This window comes from Streptomyces sp. NPDC088252 (genome assembly GCF_044740965.1).
GTDB lineage: Bacteria > Actinomycetota > Actinomycetes > Streptomycetales > Streptomycetaceae > Streptomyces.
On sequence record NZ_JBIURS010000007.1, the window covers coordinates 395,939 to 413,033 of the forward strand.

A 17,095-nucleotide genomic window follows, 5' to 3' on the forward strand; every position below is an offset into this window, starting at 1 on the left:
GTCGGAGATGCCCGGGTGATCACCCGGATTTCGTTCCCGGTGAACAACGGATGGTGGGTTATGAGGATTCTTCTGGTCGGCGCGGGTGGCACGCTGGGCAGTGCGGTGCGCCGGGCACTCGTCGCGCGGGGGCACGAGGTGATCGGTGTGGGCCGCTCGGGCGGCGACCTGGTGGCCGACGTCACCGACCCGGAGGCGCTGGCCCGGTTGTACACGGAGGCGGGCCCGCTGGACGCGGTGGCGGTCGCGGCGGGCGACGCCGTCTTCAGGCCGCTGGGCGAGCTGACCGCCGAGGACATCGTGACGACCTTCCGCGGCAAGGCACTGAGCCAGCTGGAGCTGGTCCGCCAGGGCGCCCGGCACGTGGCACCGACCGGCTCGTTCACTCTGGTCAGCGGGGTCGTCGCCGAGGAACCGATCGTGTCCGGGGCGGCAGCGTCCGCGGCGAACGGCGCGGTCGAGGCATTCGTGCGGGCTGCCGCGATCGAGCTCCCGCCGCAGCGGATCAACGTGGTGAGCCCGACAGTGGCCGAGGAATCACTGCCCGTCTACGCGCCCTTCTTCGCCGGTATGGAGGCGGTCCCGGCGGACCGCGTGGCGACGGCGTACGTCCGCTCGATCGAGGGCGCGCAGACGGGACAGGTCTATCGGGTGCGGTAGCCCCGGGCCGCCACTGCCCGGTGTTCCGGCGCCGGAGCTCACCGCGAGCAAGTAGTCCTACGTCGACCGCGGCTTCGTCGTGGACGCACCTTTGCGCGCGGCCGGACGACTCGTTGCCCGGTCCCGCGACACCGGATCACTGCTGGGGGATCCCGCGGACAGGATGCTTGCTCATGACGGAGACCCGGTTGAACGCGTTGATGGTGATCGCCACCCAGATCACCGCGGAGATCTCGTCGTCGGTGAGGGTCCGCCGAGCCGCGTCGTAGGCGTTCTCCTGTGCGAGAGCGTTCGCGGGCTCGGTGGTCGCCTCGGCCAGGGCGAGTGCCGCACGTTCCTGTGCCGTGAACAGTTCGGTGTCGCGCCAGGCGGCCAGCACACCCAGGCGCTGGGTGGTCTCGCCCGCACGCAGTGCGGCCCGGGTGTGCACGTTGAGGCAGTAGGCGCAGTTGTTGATCTGTGACACGCGGAGGTTGATCAGCTCCACGAGCGTGCGGTCCAGTCCGGCGTCCGCGGCGACCGCACGGACCGCGCCGGACGTCTCGACCAGTGCGTCGTAGGCCTTCGGGCTCTGCTTGTCCACGAAGACCCGCTTCCTCACGGGGCCTGCTGTCGTCCCACTCAACCTGGACTCCTTCACGGGACTTCTCGGCCCCCGCTCGTCCTGCGTGTGCCTGATGAGCGTAGGTTCACGATCAGGCCTGATTATTGAACATGAAATCATCTCCGGCAAGGGCGTGCGACGAGCGACGTCGAGACCCGAAGGAGCCCGGGGCGGAAGTCGCCTGCGACGGTCAGGCCTCGCCGAGGTCGGTACAGTACGCGATCGTCGCATCGTCCGCCGCCACCGCGTGGCGAGCCTCCGCCTGCCGGACACGATCGATGACTTCGGCGGGTCCGCTCGACGCCAGGACGGCCATGACCCCTGGCCAGTCGGTGAGCCGGTACCTGTCCACGACACGACCGGCCCCATTGCTGAGCAGGACAGCGCCGGTCAGTTCGGAGACCGGACAGCTTCCGGTGATCGCCTCGTCCGCCGCCCGCGGGTCGTCCTTGGCCACCCAGAAGCCACCGGGCTGGTTCCGGCGGGCGCGCAGGCTCCGCAGGACGCGGTGGTACTCCTCGCTGCCCGCCGCGGTGGCCCGGAGCGCGGACCGGTACGACCGGCTGATGATCACCTCCCGGGGATCCGAGACGACGAGCGGTGCACCGTCCGCCCTGTCGAGCACGACGACCGAGTCGCCGAGCACCAAGTACTCGATGAGGCCGTCGGACAGGCGCAGGACGGCTACGGTCGCCGACGGACTGATGGGGTCGGTGACGTCGCAGATGCCGCGGTGATCGTCCGTCACCTGCTCGATGGCCTCGGCCAGCAGCGCCGGCAGGCCGCGGTCCCGTACGAGTGACAAGAGGCCGAGGAGGCTGCCTCCCAGGCGACTGGCGTACCAGGCCACACCGTGCCGACAGACTGATTCGGTGCCGTGGATGCCGGCGCCGTCGATCAGCACCGCCGCCGTCGGCAGGGCGCCGGTGAAGTCCTCGTTCGTGCGGCCGGCCCGCGCCGCGGCGCTCGTCATCGTCACCCGCATGCCCTGTCCCCGTCCTCCCGTCGGTCAGGGCGCCGACACCACCGAGCACCGACGCTCCTCGGGCGCACACACGCTCCCCATGCATGATTGCCGATGCCGAGGAGCATGTCGTCGGCATGGAGGGCCGACCCGGTGGCGATTGGCGCCGACCGTCATGGGAGCGATGGACCGGATCCGGCCGGGCTGATGCCGGGTGCACGGACGCGGGCATTCACAGGCCGCCCGGCGGTACGCTCCGACCTGTGCCGGTGGCGCCTGTCCCGCTGTCATCCGCGGGCGGGTCCGGCCGCTGCTGCGGCGTGCTTCAGCCACCGTGTCGTCACCGCGACCGCCTCGGCCTCGTGCGCGCGGGTGTGGAATCCGTGAGCGGCACCGGAGACGGCGTGGAACTCCCAGTCCGGAATCGCCTCGGCGGTCCTTCGGGCGATGTCGAAGGAGACATGGCTGTCACGGTCTCCGTGAAGCACCATCGTCGGCGGGCTGTCGGTGGCGTAGGCCTCGATCGGCCGGTACCGGGCCATCTCGGTGAACAGCACGCGGCCCAGAGGGAAGGCGCCGTTGAGGAGCAGACGGCCCTTCTCCCTCATTCCCGCCGTCGCCGTGGGGCCGAAGTTCGCCAGGCCCCACGGAAGTTCGGGCTCCAGGAACGTCCGTCGCAGATCGAGCACGGGATTCCACAGCACCAGCCCCACCAGTCGCTTCGCGAGCCAGGGCATGGACAGCCCGGTGGCCACGGCGCCGAAGCTGGCCGCCACCACCGCCAGCGGGCCGGGGAACTCCTTCTCGGCGTACTCGGCGACCGCCTGCAGATCGAGCATTTCCCCGGCGATCGTCACCCCCTCGGGCGTGCCGCCGCTGGTCCCGTGTCCACGGAAGCTGAACCGGACGGAGGTCATGCCGTGCGTGGACAGGCGGTCGGCGAGCCGGACGAACGCCCCGCCCTCGTCCAGGTCGGCGCAGACGCCGTGGACGAGGAGCACCGTGCCGTGCACCCCGGCACCCGGAGCGGAGCGGTGCACGGCAGCCGCCAACTCGATGCCGTCCAACGAGGTCACACGCACGGCATCCATCACCCAACTCCTTGTACAGGGACCGGTCATCGGGATGACGCTCAGGGGACCCAGCGGTAGAGCAGCACCTTGTTGAAGAGATCGTCCTCGACGTTGACCAGGTACTCCCCGGTGGAGCGCCGGACCGCGGAGATGCCGTAGGGGATGTCGACCCACCCGGTCCGGGTGACGCCGCCGACGTTGCTGCCGGGGAGCCAGCTGCCGACCGCGCTTCCGTCGGCGGCCCTCCAGACCCAGACCTGGCCGCGGGTCTGTACACCGACCGTGAAGATGTAGTCGCCCGCCCACGCGAGGCCCACCGTGGTCACGCCCGGTGTCGCCGTGGTGTCCCAGGGCAGGAGCATCGTCCAGGTTGCCGTTCGGTTGCCGGTGCTCCAACGGTCATAGCGCGCCAGGACCTTGCCGGCCTCCTTCCAGTAGGCGTTCTCGAACGGTGCTGTGGGCGTGTACCCGGACATATACATGACGTCGCCGGCAACGTCGTAGTGCAGGCGGCGGACCGTGGTGAACGGCGCGGGCAGGGGGACCGTCACCATGCTGGCGTAGTCGTAGATCGGGTTGCCCTGGGCGTCGAAGCCCTGCAGGGGGTAGCGGCGCAGGTTGCGGTCCCCGCCCTCCCAGACGTCGCCATTGGTGTCGACGAACCAGACCCAGCAGTTGCCCGGGGAATTCTGGCCGGTGCCCGTCTGGAGGTATTCTCCGGCCTCGAACCTCCCGTTCCCGCTCAGGTCGCGCCAGATCCATTCGCCCTGTGCCGGCTGGTACGGCGGCCACGTGGGGTCGTCGCCGGTCCAGTGCTGTTTGAAGAACGCACCGGACGGCTTGGCGATCTCGCCTTCGAAACGGTAGATGAGCAGGTGCGACGAGTACATGCCGGTGATGTACATGTACAGCGAGCCGTTCTTGCGCACCAGCGTCGGAGAAGCGGCGTGGTGCTGGTGACCGGCCAGGAACAGACGTGCGTCCTCGGGGTACTTGACGGAGTCGAGGGAGTAGCCGCGCCAGGCCACATCGCGTCCCGGTGGTTTCGTGACGTCGAGACGGTAATGGCACTGCTTGGTGTAGACGTCCAGCCCGTCGGACTGCGGGTCGAAATCGGCGGCGTCGACGAAGGCGCTCCCCTGGAGCTGCCAGACCAGGTTTCCCAGGGGGTCGAACTTGCGGATCCATGACCCGAACTCGCACATGGCGACGTACACGTTGCCCGCCGAGTCACCGCCGACCCCGGTGATACCGAAGAACTTGTCGGCGATGTTGCGGCCCGGCGTTCCGGCCCCGATACCGCCGGCGAGTCCCAGGCTTCGTGCCAGCACCGGTGTCCCGGAGAGGCTGCCGTACGTGTGTACCTGGCGGAGCGGCCCGTTGTCGCCGACCAGCAGGTCGCCATGGACGTCGATCGCCAGTGAGGTCGGGATCCAGTCGCCCGCAGGCCCGTTGATGGTTCCCGGCAACGCGGTCCCGGTGTTGGAGAAGTGCAGGATCCTCGCCGGACGCGCGGGATCGACGTGCCAGAAGTGTCCGTCGTCCGTGTCCCGTGTGATGTTCTCGACGACCCAGATGCCACCGTCGGCGTCGATCGCGACCGCCCCCGGCTTGTTGACGCTCCAGCTCCGCAGGAGCGATCCGGTGGCCGCGTCGAACACCTTCACCTGGTTGGACACCCGGTCGGTGGCCACCACCTGCGTCGCCGAAGCGGCCGCTGCGGCCGGCGGGCTGCCCACGTTGAACGTCAAGGACGTGCCGGTGCCGTTCAGGTTGAAGCGCGTCAGGCCATTGCCGACGGTGAGGTAGGCGTAGGACCGGTTGACCGCGACCGCGTCGCCGTTGGCGCCTTTGCAGTTCCCGACGAGGTGGCCGTCCTTGTAGATACCGGCATAGTTGCCCGCCTCGTCCCAGAAGCTGACGGTGTAGACCGCGCCGTCGGGGGTGACGGCGATGTTGAAGATGAAGTTCTGCACCCACTCGGTGGCCCCGGAGAACGTGTTTCCGGTCCAAGAGGTGACGACATCGGACGTGCTGACGGACGGGTAGGCGGCGGCCGCTGATGCAGAAGGACCACCTGGCGCAGTGTCAGGAGCCGCCGTCGCGGTGGCGGCGCTCTCCAGGGAGAACGCACCGGTCAGTCCAGCCGCGATCGCGGCGTTCCTGCCGTAGACCAACGCCTGGCGACGGGTCACCGCGCCTATGCCGGGTGAGGGGAGGTTACGTTCCGGCGTCCTGTCGCTCATGATCAGGATCCTTTGCTCGGTGAGCATCTTCCGGTCGGTTGCACGTCAAGTGACCGTTCACTTGACGTCGTTGAAGATAGAGTCGCGCAAGCGGTGCGTCAATGCGTGTGAGTCTGCTTCCACTGGCCGGCAGGCAGCCCTACGATCCGATGTGCTTCAAGTGAACGGTCATTGATTAGGAGTCCCTGAGTGTCCGATCGGCCGACTCTGCGCACCGTCGCGGCCAAGGCGGGTGTCTCGCACCAGACGGTCTCCCGGGTGGTGAACGGCGACCCGACGGTCACCGACGGCGTTCGGGACAAGGTGCTTTCCGCCATGCGTGTGCTCGACTACCGACCGAGCGCGGGCGCCCGCGCCCTCGCGAGCGGGCGCACCGAGGTCGTCGGCGTCGTCCTTCCGTACAACCCCGGCTTCGCGTTCTCCAACGACCACCTCATCCGCCTGGTCGGGGGAGCGGACCAGGAACTCGCCGCCCGAGGCTACGGCTTGCTGTTGTCCACCCCCGAGGTGCCCGACGACGCGGCCTCGGCCCACCGGCGCTTCACCCGGCGCCGTCAGGTCGACGGGCTGCTCGTGGAGGCGGGGGCCGGCGGGGAGGCGCTGCCCGCGCTGCGGTCGGCCGGCTATCCCACCGTCGTCATCGGCTACACCGACGAAGACGTCTACCGCGTCCACCCCGACGACGAGGGCGGCGCCTATGCCGTCACCCAGCACCTGCTCGCCCTGGGACACCGCCGGATCGGCGTCGTCAACGGCCCGGTGGAGAACCGGCTCGCCATGGCCGCCCGGCTGCGGGGCCTGCGCCGCGCCTTCGCCGACGCCCGCCGTACGACCCCCGACGACCTGATGGAACACGGCGACTTCACCGCGGCTTCCGGCTACGCCGCATCCGCGCGGCTGATGGCGCGACCCGAGCCGCCCACCGCGATCTTCGCCTTCAACGACAGCATGGCGTTCGGCGCGATGCGCTGGCTGCGCGAACACGGACGAGCCCTGCCGGCCGACGTATCCGTGGCGGGTTTCGACGACACCGCGGCCGCGGAACTCGTCGACCCCGCGCTGACCAGCGTCAGTCTGCACAGTACCGACGTGGGTCGGCGGGCCGCGCGGATCCTGCTCGACGTCCTGGACGGACGGCCCCCGGCACAACGCGAGAACATCACGCCCAGCACCCTCGAAGTCCGCGCGTCGACGGCACCACCCCCCAGGACGAACTGATCCGAACGCAGGGAAAGGACAGCCGAACCGATGGAGCACACGCAGCGTTTCCGCACCGCGAACGCATATGTCGAGGACGTGTCACCCGGCAACGGCCGGGTACGGCCGCGTGCGTCGTTCCGTACCGACGCACCGGTGATCGAACTGGACGGTTCGTGGAGCTTCCGGTTGGCCGCCGGGCTGCACGACCTGACCGCGGGATTCGAGGACCCCGAGTTCGACGCGGACGCCTGGACCCGTATCGCGGTGCCCTCGTGCTGGCAGATGGACGGCCTGCCGGGACCCACCCGCTTCGGCGCCCCCGCCTACACGAACATCACGTACCCGATCCCGCTCGACCCGCCCCGGGTGCCCGACGACAACCCGACGGGGGAGTACCGACGGGAGTTCGAGGCCGAAGAGGGCTTCGCCGACGAAGGGGCGGCGGTCCTCAGGTTCGAGGGCGTGGACTCGTGCTTCGCGGTCTGGCTGAACGGGACACGGCTGGGCGACGGCAAGGGCAGCAGGCTGCCGACCGAGTTCGACGTCACGGACGTGCTGCGCCCCGGACGCAACGTACTGGCGGTCCGGGTGCACCAGTGGTCCGCCGGGACCTACCTGGAAGACCAGGACATGTGGTGGCTGTCGGGGATCTTTCGCTCGGTGCGGCTGCTGGCCCGGCCCGCCGGGGGCATCGCCGACTTCTTCGTCCACGCCGACTACGACCACCACACGGGCGTGGGCATGCTGCGCATCGACGTCGAGGGCGCGGCCCGGCTCACTGTTCCGGAACTCGGGCTCGTCGACGCCGACCCGGCCGGACCGCACGCCGTCACCGGTGTCACGCCCTGGAGCGACGAACAACCACACCTCTACCCGGGTGAGTTGACGACGGCGACGGAACGGGTGCCGATCCGGATCGGCTTCCGGCGGATCGCGGTCGAGGACGGGGTACTGACCGCCAACGGCAAACCCTTGCTGCTGCGCGGCGTCAACCGGCACGAATGGCATCCGGTCACCGGACGGACGCTGACGCACGGGACGATGCTCGCCGACGTGCTGCTGATGAAACAGCATCACATCAATGCCGTCAGAACGAGCCACTACCCGCCGGACTCGCCCTTCCTCGACCTGTGCGACGAATACGGGCTCTGGGTGATCGACGAATGCGACCTGGAGACACACGGCTTCTCGAAGAACGCCTGGCGGAGCAACCCCGGTGCCGACCAGGTCTGGCGGGCGGCGCTGCTCGACCGGGCCGAGCGGATGGTGGAACGGGACAAGAACCATCCCAGCGTCGTGATCTGGTCGCTGGGCAACGAGTCGGGCACCGGTGCCAACCTGGAGGCCATGGCCGCATGGATCCGCGAACGGGACCCGGACCGCCTCATCCACTACGAGGGCGACTGGGACAACTGTGTGTGCACCGACCTCTATTCGGTGATGTACCCGGACCACGCCACGGTGGCCGCGATCGCGTGCGGGCAGGAACCGCTGACCGGCGACCCCGCGAACGACGCGCGGCGGCGCGCCATGCCGTTGCTGCTGTGCGAGTACGGCCACGCCATGGGCAACGGGCCCGGCGGACTGCGGGAGTACCAGGAGCTGTTCGAGGCACATCCGCGACTGGCCGGCGGCTTCGTCTGGGAGTGGATCGACCACGGCATCGCACGGCTTGACGACGGCGAGACCCTGTATCACGCCTACGGCGGGGACTTCGGGGAGCCCGTCCACGACGGCAACTTCGTCATCGACGGGCTGCTGTTCCCGGACCGCACCCCCTCGCCCGGTTTGCTGGAGTACGCGAAAGTCATCGAACCGGTCAGGATCGAGACCGCGGCGGACCGGGCCATGGTGATCCGCAACCTCCACCACACACGTGACACCGGTTATCTCAGGTGGACTTGGCGCCTGGAGGCGGAGGGCGTCCCCGTGGTCGAGGGCGAGTGGGACGTACCGGTGATCGGGCCCGGCGCACAGGACCGTGTCGATCGGCCCGAGGCCCTGGCCAAGGCCGTCGAGACGGCCGGGTCAGGAGAGCTCTGGCTGACTGTGAGCGCCGAACTCGCCGCGAACGAGCCCTGGGCCGACGCGGGTCACACGGTGGCCTGGACCCAGATCTGCGTGGGTGCCGACAGCGCGTCGCAGGGCATTCTGTCCCAGGCCCCACCGGGACGCGGCGGCGGGGGCCGGTTCTCGGTACCGCGCCGCGACGGTGACACGATCACGCTGGGTGCCGGACGGTTCGACACGGTCACCGGAGCCCTGGTCCGCCTCGGCGAGCTGCCGGTGCGCGGGCCCCGGGTCGATGTGTGGCGGGCACCGATCGACAACGACCGGTTCTCCCCCCTCGGCTCGGCATGGCAACAGGCCGGACTGGACCGTCTCCGGCACAAGGTCCTGGACATCGGGACCGACGACGACGGGATCACCGTACGGACCAGGATCTCCCCGGCGGGCTCGGATCTCGCCCTGCTCGTCGACTACCGCTGGACGGCCGAGGACGGGAACCGGCTTGTACTGACCGTCGACACCACACCGACGCGGCCGTGGCCCGTCCCGCTGCCCAGGCTCGGCGCGGCGATGAACCTGCCCGGCGAGTTCGACCAGGTCACCTGGTTCGGCCTCGGCCCCGGTGAGGCCTACCGTGACAGTGACTCCGGGGTGCGGGTCGGACGGTACGAGAGCACCGTCGAAGCCATGCAGACCCCTTACGTGCGCCCGCAGGAGAACGGCAACCGGAGACACCTCCGGTGGGCCCGCCTCACCCGCTCCCGTCCGGGCGGGGACGGCACCGGCGGCATCGAGATCACCGGCAGTCCGTGGTTCGACCTGACCGTGAAGCCCTGGTCCACACAGGCGTTGCAGAGCGCGACCCATACCGCCGGCCTGGAGTCCGACGGCCTCGTCCACCTCAACATCGACCTCGCACACCACGGTCTCGGCAGCGGCTCGTGCGGGCCGTCCGTCCAGCCACGGCATCATCTGGCCGCGGTTCCGGCCCGATTCACGTTCGGGATCCGGCCCATCGAAGCGGAGGCCGCCGATGGCGTAGGGTGATCCGCGGGACCTCGGCGGCTGCGCGGTTGCCCAGCGGGACGACGTTGGCGCCCTCACAGGGCCATGTCGCCGAGAGGAGCGTTCCGTCCATGAGTACACCGGGTCCGGGCACGACCGGGCCGAGGCGCCCGACGATGGTCGATGTCGCGCGCGAGGCAGGCGTCAGCCTCAAGACCGTCTCGCGCGTGGTGAACGGCGTGTCCACCGTCGACCCGGAGCTGGCCGAGCGCGTGCTGACCGCGGTGACCCGGCTGGGGTTCCGGCGCAACAACAAGGCCCGGGACCTGCGTTCGCGCAGTACGTCGGCGACGGTCGGTCTGCTCATCGAGGATCTGGCCAACCCTTTCTACGCGGGCATCGCCGCCGCGGCTGCGCAGTGCGCCCTGGAGCACGACACGCTGCTGATCACGGCCAGCTCGGAGGAGGACGCCGACCGCGAGCGCAAGCTCCTGCTGCAGATGTGCGAGCACCGGGTCGACGGATTGCTGGTCGTGCCTGCCGGCAGCACCGCCGACCATGTCTACCTGCGCGCCGAAATCGAGATGGGCACACCGGCCGTCTTCCTCGACCGCCCGCCCACCAATCTGCGCGCCGACACCGTGCTCATCGACAACGCGGCGGGCGCGCGGGACGCGATCGAGCACCTGGTGGCCCGTGGTCACGAGCGGATCGGTGTGCTGTCGGACTGGCTGAGCATCCACCCCATGGCCGAGCGGCTGTCGGCCGCCGAGAGTGCGCTGGAGCGGGCCGGGCTGCCGTACCGGCCCGACCTGATCCGGTACGGCCTGCACGCGCTGCGCGACACCGAGGCCGCGGTCGAGCGGATGGTCTCGGCGCCGCAGCCGCCCACCGCGCTCTTCGCTCTCAACAACCGGATCACCCTCGGTGCCCTCGGTGCGTTGAACCGGCTGGGTCAGGACCTGGACGTGGTGGGTTTCGACGACTTCGAGACCGCCGGTCTGATGGCGCGCCCGCTGACCGTCGTCTCCTACGACGTGCGGGCCATCGGCAGGATCGGCGCCGAATTGCTGTTCAAGCGCATCGCGGGGGACAAGTCGCGCCCCCGGACGGTCGTGATCCCCACAAGCCTTGTCGAGCGCTGCATGTCGGGCGCCGCGACGGAGGATCTCCCCACCGCACCGGACGTCGCCCACTGACGGCTGCCCCGTACTCCCCGGCGGGCGGCCAGGGCCGCCAAGACGGCACAGCGACTCAAGCCCGCACCACCGCGAGGCGCATGGCCTCCATCAGCTCCTCGCGGGCCGCACGGAAGGCACGGCGTGCGTCAGCGCACTCGGGATCATCCCGCCGTGCTCCAGCCACCACCACGTCTCGGTACAGAGCGAGCTTGTAGCCGGCGTCTCTGGCCTTCGACACGACATGCGACGGCGCCAGCAGTTCGAGCTGATACTGCTTGACATGTACCCCGTGCTCCAGCAGAGCACTTTGCACCTGCTCCAACTGCGTTGGGTTCGATGCACGGCTTGCCTGGCTTATCACGTCCCTCGCCTGCGTCAGCGCTTCCAGGAACTGGACGTACGAGGAACGCAACAGCTCTCTGTCACGCTCGCCCGCATCCCGCCGCCACCGCAACCGATCCGCCAGGAGGGTGCTTCCGACACCGATGACCGCTCCCAACATGGTGCTGACCAACGTCGTCCATTCCATGGCCGCAGAGTACGAAACGTCCCAACGGGCGGCCAGAGCCTGACGGGCGCAAAGGGCATGGGCTTGCTCTGGTGATCGAACGCACATCGTTTCGGCACGCGCAGGATCGGGCGCGGAGGACCACAGGGCTTCACTCCCCGGTCGGGCACCACGTCCGGGTGCGTGATTCATCGGGTACCGGACGGTGCGGAGTTGACGAGTCCGGGTCCGGAATCAACAGGACTCCGCATACCGGATGTTCGAGCGTTCCGGCGACGTGGCGAGGTGCCGCTGCCGTAGCTGCCGGTGCGTGACCGGCCGGGACTTGGGCAACCACCTGGGCGCGGTGCCGACCGCTTTCGCCGATCCTCGTGCGTCCGTCGCGAAGCGGGTGTACACGGTCCAGGAGTGACTTCCGTTTCCCAGAACACTGTTGGGGAAAGCAGGGCCCCCGGAAATCACCGTGTGCCGTCGACACGACTCCCTCGCGCAACCGGTGGCCGACAGTCGCTCCCAACCTCTAGGCAACGTTGTCTCGACTGGCTATGGTTCAGAACCGACCCACGGAGGGCGGCGATTACGGCCTTGTGCCAGGAAAGCTCGTGTCGCACTGGTCGACGGCCCCCAGTTCATTGCCATCGGCTATCTGAGCAGGGGTGATCCTCCCGTGTGTCGACGGGAAAGCTGCTGATGTAAAGCCGGCACCTTCGGGCAGACGAAGGTGTCCCGAGCGAGCGTGCTGCATCGCTAGGCAACGTTGTCTCACCTCGTTGTGTTTCAAGGGCTGAACCTTGGAGGGAACCGGAGATGGCCGACATCATGGATCTGGCGCAGTTGTGGGCCGACCATGACGCGATCCACGTGAACGGCGTCGAGGTGGCTCTGCTGACCGGAGGCCCGCGTCCCGAGGTGGAGCCCGACGAGGACGGAGCGGTGATCCACCTTCAGGCCGGCCCGGCCGGACCGATGCTGTTGCGTCTGGCCGTCCCGATCGGCGACGCCGTCGGCTACTGGCACCCGGCGGCCGGCTGGGACCGGCACCTGGTCGCGGACTGGGCGAGCGGCTGGCGCAGCGTCGGTCTCGTCGCCTCGGCGCCGCTGGGCTGTCTGTACGACGCGGCTGGCTCGGCGCTGCTGGCGTTCGCGTCCGACCGGGTCACGGCGACGACCAGGATCCGGTTCGGTGTCGCGGAGGCCACGGCCCGCTTCGGGGTCTGGCTGGCCATGGATCTGCGTCCGGGAGAGAGCTGCGCCGTACGCCTCCAGGCCGCGGGACGCTCCTTCGCCGACACGATGCGGGCCCTGACACACCGGCTCCGCGACGGCGACGCGCTGCCCACGCCCGACGCGGCCCGCACCCCGGCCTACTCGACCTGGTACTCGCTGCACCGGGACGTGGACGCGGCGCGGGTCGAGGCCGAGGCGGCGCGCGCGGCCGAGGCCGGCTGCGGAATCCTGCTGCTGGACGACGGCTGGCAACAACGGGCCCAGGGCCCCGGCTACTCCGGGAGCGGCGACTGGACGCCGGACCCGGCGAAATTCCCCGACTTCGCCGCTCACGTCAAGACCGTTCAGGGCCTAGGACTGCGCTACGTCGCCTGGATCGCCCCGCTGCTGCTGGGCGAACGCACCTTGGCGCACGAGGAGATGAAGGAGTTCGCCCCGCATGCCGTGCCACGCCTCTCGTGCCGTGTCCTCGACCCGCGCCACGAGGAGGTCAGACGGTTCGTCACCGAGGCCTGCGTGCACCTCGTACGCCGCTACGGCCTGGACGGACTGAAGATCGACTTCCTGGACTTCGCGATGCTCCACGACCAGGAGGAGGGTGGCCGTGCCGACAGCGACGTCGGCGTGGCCATGCGGCTGCTGCTGACCGAGCTGCGCGAGAGACTGCGCGAACTGCGCGGCGACGAACTGCTCGTCGAACTCCGGCAGCCCTACACCGGTCCGGGCATGGTCGGCTTCGGGAATCTGCTGCGCGCCGAGGACTGCCCGGCCGACGCGACCGCCAACAGGGTTCGGACGCTGGACATCGCCGCCACCACGGCCGGAGCCGTCCACTCGGACATGCTCATGTGGGACCCCGACGCGACGGCGGAGACGGCGGCCAGGCAACTCCACTCGGCCCTCTACGCGACCCCGCAGATCTCCGTGCCACTGGCAGGGCAGTCCGCCGAGCACCGCGCGATGACGGCCTTCTGGCTCGGGTTCTGGTGGGACCACCGCGACGTCCTCACCCGTGGCGAGATCCGCGCGGGACGACCGGACCAGCTCTACGAGACGGTGATCGCGAGCGCCGGGAAGCGAGCCGTGATCACCTACTACGCCGAACACCGTGTCGCTCCGCTGCGCCTCGAAGCCTTCACCGAGACCGCCCTCGTCAACTCCACCGCCGCCGCGCACGTGGCCCTGGACGTGGACGGCCGTGCTGTGGAAGTCCGGCTGGACGCGGCGGACGCCTGCGGCCGGCCCGCCGGTTCGTCCGTACGGACCCTGGGGCCCGGCCTTCACTCGATCCCCGTTCCCCCCTCCGGTCTGTGCGTGCTCAGGCCGGTGCCACCCGCGGATTGCCCGCGCTGACGTCTGGAGAGGTCCGCTCGTGTCGAACAGCCAAGATCGACGTCCTCGTACCACCGGGGAATCGCCGGCTCCCGGCGACATGTCCCGCCGCACACTCGTGGGCCTGGGGGCGGCGACCGTCCTCGGGGCAGCTGCCACCGGCGTTCTGGCGCCGCGTGCCCAGGCCGCCGGACCGGTTGCCCCGCAGGCCGCCGCGGCGGGTCCCACGGTCACGCTCGCCTTCTCCGACCCGACCGGGCTCTACCCGGTCGACGGCGACGCCCCGGCAACCCCCGACCTGCTGGTCTCCGTGACCAGCCCCACCGCGCTGAGCGGAACCATCGCCTGGTCCGTCTCGGCGCGGAACCAGTCCCCCGGAGGCGGAACGGAGCCCTTCGAGGTGGCGGCGGGCGCCCCGAGCACGGTCACGATCCCGCTCGGCCCGCTCGGCCCCGACTACTACCTGGTCACCGCGACCGTCACGGACGCGGCCGGCACGCAGTTGCTCGCGCAGACCGTGGGGCTCGGCGTGATCCGGCCCACGGTCGCCGGACGGCGTCCGCAGTCGGTGTTCGGGATGGGCATCCGGCCGGAATCCACCCCGGCGATCACCAAGCAGATCGCGCAGCGCATCGGCGTGAAGTGGACCCGGGGCATCGCCTCCGTCCAGCCCGACACCGTGTCCCCGAAAGCGGGGGTGTTCTGGCAGCAGCCGCAGATCGATGTCGCCCGAGCTGAGATAGCCGACTGGCACGAGCACGGGATCGAGACGCTCGGCGGCATCAACTACAACATGTCCTGGAACGTCCAGCCGGGCCCGAACGGCGAGCCGCTCAAGCTCTACCAGAACCGGCCCAAGGACATGACCGCCCATGTCGAGATGGTCTACCACGCGATTGCTCCGTTGCAGGACCTGGTCCCCAACTGGGAGCTGTGGAACGAGCCGTGGGTCCACGGCTGGACCTGGAAGACCGGCGACGCACAGGACTACCGGGACATGTGCCGGATGATCTGGGAACGGCTCAAGCCGGAGTACCCGGACGTGAACCTGATCGGCGGCGGCTCGGTGTCGTACAACCGTGACATCGTCTATGCCCAGGGCTCCAAGGACACCGGCTACATCGACGGTTCGGTCAACCACGCCTACGGCTACCCCGACGCCACGCAGTACGCGATGGCCAAGACGCAGATCAAGATGGACAAGCTCTGGTCGCGGACGAAGGGGCGCGCCGGGCAGTGGCAGACCGAGCTCGGCACCGCCACCCGCTACAACTTCGCCGACCTGCCTCCCGAGGAGGCCGCCTACGGGGTGGCCCGGACGCTGGCCCCCACCTATCTGCTGCACATGCTCGCCGGTGCCGAGGAGGACAGCTCCATCCGGATCTTCTGGTTCTCCCTGTCCTACGACAAGGGCTACTCCGGCGACGACTTCAACATCTACGACGCGAGGACCAGGACCCCGCGGCCCGTGGTGGTCGCCTACGCCACGATGACGAGCCTTCTCGAAGACTCGGTGTTGCAGGAGGAGTTGTACCCCGACGCGAAGTCCACGTGGGGCTTCCTCTTCCGCGGCGCGGACGGCAGGGGCAGGGCCGCCGTCTACGCCGACCAGCTCTACGACGGCACCGACGAGCACCAGAGTGCCGGTCACACCGGCACACTCACCCTGAACGACGCCCGCGGCATCCGCGCCTACGACTACCTCGGGCGCCGGCTCACCGACGGCAGGTCGTCCCGTGTCACGCTGACGCTGAAGCCGTGGGAGGCCGTCTACTTCGACAGCGATCTGTCACCGGCCGCGCTCCGCAAGGCACTGACCGACGGTGCGCGCTTCGACTACACCACGCCGCTGCACGTCAGCCCGCTGTCCTTCGTGAAGCCGCTCGACTCGAGGAGCACCATCGACGTACGGGTGGAGAACGTCACGCCGAAGGCGCTGGACGCCTCGCTCGGGATCACCCCGCCGACGGGCTGGCGAGTGGGGCGGCGGACGGTTCCGGTCAACGGGATCAAGCCCGGGGAGTCCCGCGTCGTCTCCTTCCCCGTCACGGATTTCGAGGCCGACGAGAACAACCGGTACACCGTCGGATACGACGTCACCGTGGCTCGTCGGCCGGGCTTCCACCAGAGCGGATCGCAGACCGTCCAGGTCGCCTATCTCCCGTTCCGGCACATCACCGTCGGCGGGAGCGCCAGCCAGTGGAACGACGTCATACCGGTGACGATGACCAGCGTGACCGCGGCCGGTGACAGCAAGACCTACTCGTTCCAGGCTGCCTGGGACGATGCCTTCCTGTACGTCAGGGCCCTGGTCGGAGACGATCTCCAGGTGTCGAACCCGGCGTTCACGGCCGACGAGTACAAGTTCCCCTTCCAGGCGGACAGCATCCAACTGGCCTTCGACGCCACGGCCGACAAGACCGAGGACCTGCTGGCCGGCGACCCGCACTACGACAAGTGCCTGCGGTCGATCTCGCACCTGTACGTCGCCACCCTGGCCACCGGGGGCTGTTCCGAGCTGCACCGGCAGCTGGCGCCGGGCACCAACTACCAGACCTTCTACCCGACCAACGCGGAACTCCCGACGCCGCTCGGCCCGATGGACGCGCAGCAGGCCGAAGGCACCGAGGGCCGGGTGCTCGTCTCCAGGGACGACGCCAACAAGCTGACCCGATACGAGATCGCACTCGCCTGGAGCCAACTCCCCGAACTGGCGGCCGAGGTGAGAGCCGCGCGTCCCGGGAGCGTCACCCGGGCCACGTTCGCCGTCCAGGTGCAGGACGCCGGAACGACCGGTCACGGCGCCACCTACTGGACGACACAGTCGGCACCTCCGACGTCGGGTTGCTACAACTTCGCCCCGTTCTGGGGCACCGGCGCGCAGTTCACCGGCGGTCGCGTCGACTCCCGGTGGGGCATCGGGCGCTGAGCTGCGCCCGGCCGTCCGCGGCGCCCGCCCGGCGGGAGTCCGGCGGGAGTCCGGCGGCCGGGCGGGCCCGGTGCCGGACTCCCGCCCGCCCCGCGGGCCCCGCACGCACAGCCAGAGGTCCCGGCCGAGGAAGCGGAACGAACACGGCCCGCGTTC

The 17,095-nt window shown here is 69.6% G+C and carries 11 protein-coding genes; 6 read left to right on the forward strand and 5 right to left on the reverse strand.

What is annotated here, in order from left to right; all coding sequences use genetic code 11:
* The first annotated feature begins 60 nt into the window (after window positions 1-60).
* On the forward strand, window positions 61-660 hold the full coding sequence (locus ACIOHC_RS17730) for a short chain dehydrogenase (protein ID WP_351074126.1): 600 nt from the start codon (window positions 61-63) through the stop codon (window positions 658-660).
* Between the two features lie 136 nt (window positions 661-796).
* On the opposite strand, the gene ACIOHC_RS17735 is transcribed toward ACIOHC_RS17730, so the two are convergent.
* From ACIOHC_RS17735 to ACIOHC_RS17750, 4 genes are all read right to left on the reverse strand, one after another.
* A complete protein-coding gene (locus ACIOHC_RS17735; protein WP_401843131.1) occupies window positions 797-1,384 on the reverse strand; it encodes a carboxymuconolactone decarboxylase family protein in 588 nt (195 codons plus the stop codon).
* A 70-nt stretch (window positions 1,385-1,454) separates the two neighbouring features.
* A complete protein-coding gene (locus ACIOHC_RS17740) occupies window positions 1,455-2,249 on the reverse strand; it encodes an integrase (protein WP_365690181.1) in 795 nt (264 codons plus the stop codon).
* A 266-nt stretch (window positions 2,250-2,515) separates the two neighbouring features.
* Complete coding sequence (locus ACIOHC_RS17745; RefSeq protein WP_401843132.1) at window positions 2,516-3,319, reverse strand: alpha/beta hydrolase; 804 nt, start codon at window positions 3,317-3,319, stop codon at window positions 2,516-2,518.
* 41 nt (window positions 3,320-3,360) lie between these two features.
* Window positions 3,361-5,547 (reverse strand): hypothetical protein, encoded by a 2,187-nt coding sequence (locus ACIOHC_RS17750; protein ID WP_351074130.1) that lies wholly within the window; start codon window positions 5,545-5,547, stop codon window positions 3,361-3,363.
* A 189-nt stretch (window positions 5,548-5,736) separates the two neighbouring features.
* On the opposite strand from ACIOHC_RS17750, the gene ACIOHC_RS17755 reads away from it, so the two are divergent.
* The 3 genes from ACIOHC_RS17755 (at window position 5,737) to ACIOHC_RS17765 (ending at window position 10,961) form a co-directional block, all read left to right on the forward strand.
* A complete protein-coding gene (locus tag ACIOHC_RS17755; RefSeq protein ID WP_351074131.1) occupies window positions 5,737-6,765 on the forward strand; it encodes a LacI family DNA-binding transcriptional regulator in 1,029 nt (342 codons plus the stop codon).
* A 30-nt stretch (window positions 6,766-6,795) separates the two neighbouring features.
* Window positions 6,796-9,804 (forward strand): glycoside hydrolase family 2 TIM barrel-domain containing protein, encoded by a 3,009-nt coding sequence (locus ACIOHC_RS17760; protein WP_401843134.1) that lies wholly within the window; start codon window positions 6,796-6,798, stop codon window positions 9,802-9,804.
* 89 nt (window positions 9,805-9,893) lie between these two features.
* Window positions 9,894-10,961, forward strand: coding sequence for a LacI family DNA-binding transcriptional regulator (locus tag ACIOHC_RS17765; RefSeq protein ID WP_401843135.1), 1,068 nt, complete (start codon window positions 9,894-9,896; stop codon window positions 10,959-10,961).
* Between the two features lie 55 nt (window positions 10,962-11,016).
* Here the strand turns inward: ACIOHC_RS17765 and ACIOHC_RS17770 are convergent, their stop codons facing one another.
* Window positions 11,017-11,472, reverse strand: coding sequence for a hypothetical protein (locus ACIOHC_RS17770; RefSeq protein WP_401843137.1), 456 nt, complete (start codon window positions 11,470-11,472; stop codon window positions 11,017-11,019).
* 786 nt (window positions 11,473-12,258) lie between these two features.
* Between ACIOHC_RS17770 and ACIOHC_RS17775 the strand changes: the two genes are divergently transcribed.
* Window positions 12,259-14,031: an alpha-galactosidase gene (locus ACIOHC_RS17775; RefSeq protein WP_401843139.1), complete on the forward strand. Its 1,773-nt coding sequence runs from the start codon at window positions 12,259-12,261 to the stop codon at window positions 14,029-14,031.
* Between the two features lie 79 nt (window positions 14,032-14,110).
* A complete protein-coding gene (locus ACIOHC_RS17780) occupies window positions 14,111-16,939 on the forward strand; it encodes a hypothetical protein (RefSeq protein WP_365690185.1) in 2,829 nt (942 codons plus the stop codon).
* The last annotated feature ends 156 nt before the right edge of the window (window positions 16,940-17,095 follow it).

Coding starts and splice junctions, on each gene's coding strand:
- ACIOHC_RS17730 (WP_351074126.1), top strand. CDS start 61: ATGAGGATTCTTCTGGTCGGCGCGGGTGGCACGCTGGGCAGTGCGGTG.
- ACIOHC_RS17735 (WP_401843131.1), bottom strand. CDS start 1,384: ATGATTTCATGTTCAATAATCAGGCCTGATCGTGAACCTACGCTCATC.
- ACIOHC_RS17740 (WP_365690181.1), bottom strand. CDS start 2,249: ATGCGGGTGACGATGACGAGCGCCGCGGCGCGGGCCGGCCGCACGAAC.
- ACIOHC_RS17745 (WP_401843132.1), bottom strand. CDS start 3,319: ATGGATGCCGTGCGTGTGACCTCGTTGGACGGCATCGAGTTGGCGGCT.
- ACIOHC_RS17750 (WP_351074130.1), bottom strand. CDS start 5,547: ATGAGCGACAGGACGCCGGAACGTAACCTCCCCTCACCCGGCATAGGC.
- ACIOHC_RS17760 (WP_401843134.1), top strand. CDS start 6,796: ATGGAGCACACGCAGCGTTTCCGCACCGCGAACGCATATGTCGAGGAC.
- ACIOHC_RS17765 (WP_401843135.1), top strand. CDS start 9,894: ATGAGTACACCGGGTCCGGGCACGACCGGGCCGAGGCGCCCGACGATG.
- ACIOHC_RS17770 (WP_401843137.1), bottom strand. CDS start 11,472: ATGGAATGGACGACGTTGGTCAGCACCATGTTGGGAGCGGTCATCGGT.
- ACIOHC_RS17775 (WP_401843139.1), top strand. CDS start 12,259: ATGGCCGACATCATGGATCTGGCGCAGTTGTGGGCCGACCATGACGCG.
- ACIOHC_RS17780 (WP_365690185.1), top strand. CDS start 14,111: ATGTCCCGCCGCACACTCGTGGGCCTGGGGGCGGCGACCGTCCTCGGG.